The following is a 6,188-nucleotide window of genomic DNA, read 5'->3' on the forward strand; positions in this document are numbered from 1 at the left end:
CTGCGCTCCTCCTCGAAACCGCTTTCAGACCGATCAATGTCCATGTTCGGCCTCCTCTTTTCCGAGTTCGGCTTTGAGTAGGAAGGCGTTTTCGGTCGCGATCCGCTGGCCATTCTGCAATCCGGACTCGATCACGATGCGCCCTCCCGAGCGCGATCCCGTCACGACAGGCATCGCCCGAAACCCGGTACGCGTGCGAACGAACACGACTTCACGGCCTTCGACCATCTGAACTGCGGATTCAGGCACCGAGATCGAGGTCGCATCGGTTTCACCTGAGGGTCGGATGCGCGCCTGCAAGAATGCGCCTGGCTGCAATCCAGGGACCGCTCCGGCGAGTGAGATTATCGCTGTCGCGCTACGGCTTTCCGGATCGAGTGCCGGGGTCACCGAGCGCACACGTCCGCCGATCTCCCGGTCCTGCCCGAGCTCCAACGTAGCTTCATCGCCCGGCCGAATTCTCGCAGCATCGCTGGCAGGCAAGGCGACCTGCACCTGCAAGCCGCTCGCGTTCACGATCTGGAACATCTCTTCACCGGCGGAGACGTAGGAGCCAAGCACGATCGGCGCGCTGGTGATCTGCCCTGAAATCGGACTCGTCACGGCCAGCGAACGCCCATCCCCGCTGACACCAGCAGCAGCGGATGCGGCTTGTGCGCGTGACAGCTCCGATCTTGCCACTTGCAGATTGGCCTGCGCCGCTTCGAGATCCTGCCGGGCCGTCACATTGGCCTCGAACAGCCGCTTTTCGCGGTCGTAGAGCGCAGACAGTTCATTGACCCGCGCACGCGCGGCAGCGACCTGCGCAGCCAGTCCGGCAGCATCAGCGCTCTCGATCCGCGCGATCACCTCCCCCTGCCTGACATAATCGCCAAGCATCTTGTTCACGCTCTTCACCACACCGGATGCACGCGCATCGATCCGTGCGCTGGCATTCGGCGCCGCGGCGACGGTCGCTGGGAATACAAGCTCCGTTGCTGCGCCGAATTGGACAGCTTCGATTTCTATCGACGAAGCTGCGATCTGCTTCTCGTCGATCAGCAGAACGCCTTCGGGGACTTCGCTCTTTTCAACTTGTTCCGCTTGCTGGTCGGGTCCGTTTGAGTCAGCGGGCCAGAAGACCGAGGCCAAGGCGGCCAGCAAGATCAGGACGCCGCTTACGGCGATCAAATGGCTACGTTCCATGGAAATGGGCCTCACTGTGCGTTGAGCCAGATGAGCCGCGCCGCGAGCAGGCCGCGGGTCTCTTCTGCCTGAATCAGATTTTCACGAATGGCGTCGCGCGCTTCGGCAGCCGCCAGAACTTCGATCAGCGGAAATCTGCCATTGCGGTAGCCGATTTCGACGAGCCTGAGCGCTTCCTCAGCCTGCGGCAGGGATGCGCTGGAGAGGGTCTCCACACGCGTTTCGGCGGCCAGATAAAGCGTTCGCGTCCGCTCGAACTCCACGCGGTAGTCCGCCTCGGCTATCGCCTCGCTCGCGCTTGCCGCGCGGTATTGCGCCTCGGCGGCTGCGATGTTGCCCTGGTTGCGGTTGCGAAAGGGAAGCGGAATGGAAATCCCGACGATGAACGCTTGATCGTTGCTTTCCTCAAAACGGCGCACGCCTGCCGACAGCGTTGGGTCGGGAACGCCAAGCGAGCGCTCACGCGCAATTTCGGCTTCAGCAAAGCTGGTTCGAGCGCCCGCAATGCGCAGTTGCAACGGATTTTCGGAAACCGGCGGTGCAAGGGGCGGCGATAAGTCAGGAAAGACGTTCGATACTGCGGGATTGGGCTGTCCGGATACCCAGAGAGCCGCGAGCGCCTGACGTGCTGCTAAATCGTCTGCTTGTGCAGCCTGCAATTCGGCCTCCGCCTCGGCAAGCGTAGCTTGTGCACGCATAGCTCGAAGAGGCGGCTCCCGCCCGACCTCTACAAGCACGTTGGCGATCCGCGTCAGTTCACGGTTTCGCTCGACGATTTCCCGCGCGAGAACGAGGCGTTGGCCTGCGGCGACAGCCTGCACATAACGCTCGCGCACCCCCAAAGCGAGTTGCGACAAGGCAAATTCGCTCTGCAAGCCGGCGAAATCGGACGATGCGCGTGCGCTCGCGATGCGTGCGCTTCGCTTGCCGCCGAGTTCGAGCGGCTGACCGATCGCTAGGGTATATTCGGTCGACCGCAGCCCGGAGAAAGCGCCGGAGCCCGCGATGTTCTCGGCCTCGAGCGATAGCTCGGGATTGGGTCGGAGGCGTGCTTGGTCGATAGCCGCACGCGCGGCTTCGGCCTCCGCCTGAGGGCCGTAAACCCGGGGATTGCTGGAAGGGTCATCTTCCCCTTCAATGCCGACGCCCGCTCGAGCGAGCGCTTCCTCGAGTGTAACTGTTTCCTGTGCCAATACTGGCGAACCCGTGGACACGGCAATCAAGGCCGCGGCCAGTGCAAAGCACCGCATTATTGTATCTCCTGACTGAAACCAATCGAGCGCACGCGCAGGCGCACTCGCACATGATTTGCTGTCAGGCTTTGGGAGGTTGGATCAGAACCGGCGGCGCGCGCGAGGTGAGCATCGAAGTCGCCAGCGGACCCTTCAGGCTATTCGTGCGCGCAAAGGGCGACCCCAGGAACACTCCACTATCGGCGAGGCTGAAGCTGCAATTGTGATGATGCGTTGCCGAATGGTCCTGACCATCATGGTCCGGCTCGGGATCATTGCTATCGAAGTGGTCCGCCCCATGCGCATAAACGTGATCGGCCGCATGAACGAAGCTTTCGCCTTCTGAAGCATGCGCGTCAGGTAACGATAGGACACTACCGAAAAGAATGGCGATGATCGCAAGGAAGGGGAACACAAGACGCGGCATGTTACTCAACCCTTTAGGAGCCTTGCAAAGCTTGCGCAACCACGGCTGTCTGAGCGCTTGTCTTTTCATGATCACGATTTGGCACCGACGAATTCATACGCACAACCGGCCAGAAACTCGCGGAAATGAACTTCGCGCAAAACTTTGCGTGCTGGAAGCCAAGGGCGGAACTCTTCATATTCCCGCGCCACACCAAATGGTTTGGTCAGCACTATGCCGATTTCAATCAGCCATCGCGGCCAGCGCTCGGGGTGCTTCAGGCCAAGCAGGGCCATCCGGCCACCCGTCGGGAGAGCAGCTGAGGCGCGCTCGATGATCGCGGCGTAGTCAGGTGGCATTTCCAGTCCAAAGGTGCTGATGACTGCGCTGGTCTCGCTCGGAAAGCGGAAGGCGGCTACGTCTGACTGCACAAATTCGACATTGCTAGCTCGCAGGCGCTTCGCTCGTCGACGGGCTTGGTCGAGCATGCCTTGCGAAAGGTCGACCAGCGTCACCTTGCCGCTTGGTCCTACTCTCTCAAGCAGAAACGCGAGGTTTGCGCCGGTGCCAGCACATAGATCGATCACATGGTCACCGGCGTTGAGTTCAAGCCGGTTAACCAGATCGCGTCGCCAGCGACCAAGACCGGCCCACCGAAACCCCGACACCAATCGGTCATAGATTCCCGCGGTCTTGTCGTAGAGACGTTCAACCTGTTCGTTGGATAGAATTGCCATGGCGCGTGCTAGCGAACCTCGTCCGAAGAGATGGTGAAAACCTCCGCGAGGTCGTCCGGGTATGGCATTGGCGCGAATGCGCTCACGTTTGCGCGTCCGGTATTGCCCCAGGGGAGCCGTCCGGTGAGATTGCCAAGGGGAGCGAGCGCAAGACGTATGACCTGCCCCAGAACTTCGCGGCCATCGCGGGTTTCAACTGCATAGCCCAGCATCGTCATATGTGAACGAAGGTGCGGCCCGAAGAAGCCCTGGCCCAGAATATGTTCCCGCTCGAGCGCGGTCCAAGCCAAAGCCCGGTCACCAGACTGCCTGGCGGCACGGAAAACGCACCGCTCAGCTTCGATAAGTTCAATAATGTCCTTCTTTGCCACAGGATTTTACCGTTCTGCTTGCATCTTCGAATCGTCTTATGCACCTTGTAGTGGCTACAAGGTCAAGCATTGCGAGAAACCCATGAAGATTGGTGCCCTGGCGCGGAAGACCGGCACGACCGCCGAAACGATCCGCTACTACGAACGGACCGGATTGCTGGAGGAACCACCACGCACCGCCGGAAACTACCGGGACTATGGTTCGACCGAATTGGCCAGATTGCGGTTTATCCGCCGCGCACGCGACCTTGGCTTCACCATGGCGGAGGTGCGCCAATTGCTTTCTTTGTCGGATGATCCATCGCAATCGTGCGAAGCCGTGGACTCTATTGCCAGCCTCCACCTACGCGAAGTGGATCGGAAGCTTGGTGACTTGCGAAAACTGCGAACCGAACTGCGCCATATGGTCGACGACTGCCAGCACGGAGCGGTTGGCGAATGCCGGATAATCGAAGTGCTTTCCGGCTAGCGGGACAGCGCGCGTTTATTCGAGCGGTGACGGGACGCAAACCATGATCATCTCGAAATTCGGGGCGTGTTCTGACATATCTCGTCGGTGCGTTCGACAACAGAACCAATCCAGTCATCGATCTCGGCTTCGACCCAAACCGTGCAACGGGGACCGAGCGAACGCGACTTTGGAAAACGGCCTTCGCGCATCCGCTGATAGATTGCCGTTCGGCGCAGGCCCACGCGCGCCATGACCTCGGGAAGACGAATGAGCCGGTCTGGCGTTGGCTCGACAGGAACGGCTTCCGCGTCCGTTTCGATACCAGTCGTCATTTCAGAGAGCGAAGCTTTGTTCATCCTGCCGCTCCAGTTGCGCGAGGTGATCCGACAGGAGACCGGCGGTGCGGTGCGCGGTCCCCTTTGCCCAGCGCGGTCTCACATCGAGCAGCCTCTGGCCCAGCGCTTGATCCAAAGCAGACGGCAACTCGCTTATGAAGGTTTCAAGAAATTCCAGCACGCCGCTATTCTGCCAATCCTTGCTACGCTGCGAGTACCCCGCGAGTGCCAGCATCAGGGAGGTGCGCGGCGCGTGTCCGCTCGCGTCAAGGATGGCCAGCGCCTCTGGCAGTGTGGCTGACCTTGTCCCGGCGAGGATGCGTCGGAGCGCGTCCTTGTTGATATTCGTCTGTGCGGCAATCGTCCGCCGGGACTTGCCACTTTCGTCCACGGCATGGTCGAGGAAAGCGGCGACTCCTCGCGATAGTTCTTCCCATTTGTCGTTTGTGTTTCGCGCCATTGTTCCTGCTTCCGGTGATCTTCAGCGAATCACCAACAGGCTAGGCGACGCGTCAAACTGTAGGAAAGGAAAAAGAACAAATAAGGAACACGTAGGAAACTGGCTCATCGTCACACGATTTGATTCGCGCAGATTCCGGTCCCTCGATCTCAGACTTCGGTATGGGTGGCGCAATGATCGGTATTCTTGGCCGCAATGTCTGCACCGGTCGCGCAAAGCCTGGTCAGATTGCCCAGAATCGACGATTTCTCTTGGTCGGAATGCCGCGTGCGTCAGTTTCCGTTTTCCTACACCCTGCCTTCCAATCGAGGAAAGAACATACAGCGAACGCATCGCTGCCAATGTTCGAAACGGAGTTCCTCGATGAACAATGCAATCACCCTTCCCCGCCCATCCGTTAAAGGCATTCGTGCCCGCGACTATATTCTTCCGGCCGCGATTGCGCTCGCCTGCGCCGGTGCCGCCTATGCCGGTGCCGACACGACCTTTGATCCGGCGCTGCAGAAGTTCACTGACTTCCTCGAAGGTTCGGGCGGCAAGATCATCACCGTCCTCAGCCTTGCCGGCGGTTTGATCGCGCTCGCCTCGGGCCGCTTCGCCCTTGGGCAGGTCGCGGTCCCGGTCGGTGTCGGAATTGGCGTCGGCACAGGCGTGCCGATCGTCACCTCGGTCGTGACCGCAACCATTTGATCGCGGTCTAACGACGGGAGGGCGGCATGGCCGACAGATACCTCGTTCCACGGCGGCTCGACGACCCGGAGCTCATCGGCTTCTGGACCATCGACGAGTTTGCGGGACTGCTCGTCCCCTTCGCGTGGGGCATCCTTTCGCAGCACATCCTCATCGGCACAGCCCTGTCCGGGCTCACCTGGTTCGCCCTTCGAAAGGCGAAGGCGTCAGGTGCCGGGTCGAAACTGGTCCATGCTGCCTACTGGTATCTGCCGGGGAGCTTCCTCGGTCTTAAAGCCACGCCGCCCTCCCACTGCCGCCTGCTTGCAGGCTGAGGGAGGA

Annotated in this window: 10 protein-coding genes; 3 read left to right on the forward strand and 7 right to left on the reverse strand. The window is 60.5% G+C overall.

Translation table 11 applies throughout. From position 1 onward, the window contains the following. Positions 1-33 precede the first annotated feature (33 nt). The 5 genes from ACXYL9_RS09385 to ACXYL9_RS09405 form a co-directional block, all read right to left on the reverse strand. Entirely contained in the window at positions 34-1,185 is a 1,152-nt protein-coding gene (locus ACXYL9_RS09385; RefSeq protein WP_173214093.1) for an efflux RND transporter periplasmic adaptor subunit, read from the reverse strand. Between the two features lie 11 nt (positions 1,186-1,196). Continuing rightward, on the reverse strand, positions 1,197-2,435 hold the full coding sequence (locus ACXYL9_RS09390; RefSeq protein ID WP_173214091.1) for a TolC family protein: 1,239 nt from the start codon (positions 2,433-2,435) through the stop codon (positions 1,197-1,199). Between the two features lie 64 nt (positions 2,436-2,499). Next, positions 2,500-2,919: a hypothetical protein gene (locus ACXYL9_RS09395; protein WP_459039290.1), complete on the reverse strand. Its 420-nt coding sequence runs from the start codon at positions 2,917-2,919 to the stop codon at positions 2,500-2,502. Continuing rightward, positions 2,916-3,560, reverse strand: coding sequence for a class I SAM-dependent methyltransferase (locus ACXYL9_RS09400; RefSeq protein ID WP_173214088.1), 645 nt, complete (start codon positions 3,558-3,560; stop codon positions 2,916-2,918). The genes ACXYL9_RS09395 and ACXYL9_RS09400 overlap by 4 nt, the downstream gene beginning before the upstream one ends. An 8-nt stretch (positions 3,561-3,568) precedes the next feature. Further along, entirely contained in the window at positions 3,569-3,931 is a 363-nt protein-coding gene (locus ACXYL9_RS09405) for a DUF3703 domain-containing protein (protein ID WP_173214086.1), read from the reverse strand. Between the two features lie 82 nt (positions 3,932-4,013). Between ACXYL9_RS09405 and ACXYL9_RS09410 the strand changes: the two genes are divergently transcribed. Next, positions 4,014-4,400 (forward strand): MerR family transcriptional regulator, encoded by a 387-nt coding sequence (locus ACXYL9_RS09410; protein ID WP_173214084.1) that lies wholly within the window; start codon positions 4,014-4,016, stop codon positions 4,398-4,400. A 47-nt stretch (positions 4,401-4,447) separates the two neighbouring features. Here ACXYL9_RS09410 and ACXYL9_RS09415 read toward each other — a convergent pair whose 3' ends face one another. After that, positions 4,448-4,714: an AlpA family transcriptional regulator gene (locus ACXYL9_RS09415; RefSeq protein WP_173214082.1), complete on the reverse strand. Its 267-nt coding sequence runs from the start codon at positions 4,712-4,714 to the stop codon at positions 4,448-4,450. Position 4,715: 1 nt separating this feature from the next. Then, entirely contained in the window at positions 4,716-5,177 is a 462-nt protein-coding gene (locus ACXYL9_RS09420) for a hypothetical protein (protein WP_173214080.1), read from the reverse strand. A 363-nt stretch (positions 5,178-5,540) separates the two neighbouring features. Here ACXYL9_RS09420 and ACXYL9_RS09425 point away from each other — a divergent pair, with 363 nt between their 5' ends. Both ACXYL9_RS09425 and traL read left to right on the forward strand, forming a co-directional pair. Then, positions 5,541-5,867 (forward strand): hypothetical protein, encoded by a 327-nt coding sequence (locus ACXYL9_RS09425; RefSeq protein WP_173214078.1) that lies wholly within the window; start codon positions 5,541-5,543, stop codon positions 5,865-5,867. A gap of 26 nt (positions 5,868-5,893) precedes the next feature. Beyond that, positions 5,894-6,181, forward strand: coding sequence for a type IV conjugative transfer system protein TraL (gene traL / locus ACXYL9_RS09430; protein ID WP_173214075.1), 288 nt, complete (start codon positions 5,894-5,896; stop codon positions 6,179-6,181). The last annotated feature ends 7 nt before the right edge of the window (positions 6,182-6,188 follow it).

The sequence above is a fragment of the Qipengyuania sp. CAU 1752 genome (genome assembly GCF_054482615.1).

What these genes read in the sequence shown, in the direction of transcription:
- ACXYL9_RS09410 (WP_173214084.1), top strand. Translation starts at nt 4,014, where the DNA reads ATGAAGATTGGTGCCCTGGCGCGGAAGACCGGCACGACCGCCGAAACG.
- ACXYL9_RS09415 (WP_173214082.1), bottom strand. Translation starts at nt 4,714, where the DNA reads ATGACGACTGGTATCGAAACGGACGCGGAAGCCGTTCCTGTCGAGCCA.
- ACXYL9_RS09420 (WP_173214080.1), bottom strand. Translation starts at nt 5,177, where the DNA reads ATGGCGCGAAACACAAACGACAAATGGGAAGAACTATCGCGAGGAGTC.
- ACXYL9_RS09425 (WP_173214078.1), top strand. Translation starts at nt 5,541, where the DNA reads ATGAACAATGCAATCACCCTTCCCCGCCCATCCGTTAAAGGCATTCGT.
- traL (WP_173214075.1), top strand. Translation starts at nt 5,894, where the DNA reads ATGGCCGACAGATACCTCGTTCCACGGCGGCTCGACGACCCGGAGCTC.
- ACXYL9_RS09390 (WP_173214091.1), bottom strand. Translation starts at nt 2,435, where the DNA reads ATGCGGTGCTTTGCACTGGCCGCGGCCTTGATTGCCGTGTCCACGGGT.
- ACXYL9_RS09400 (WP_173214088.1), bottom strand. Translation starts at nt 3,560, where the DNA reads ATGGCAATTCTATCCAACGAACAGGTTGAACGTCTCTACGACAAGACC.
- ACXYL9_RS09385 (WP_173214093.1), bottom strand. Translation starts at nt 1,185, where the DNA reads ATGGAACGTAGCCATTTGATCGCCGTAAGCGGCGTCCTGATCTTGCTG.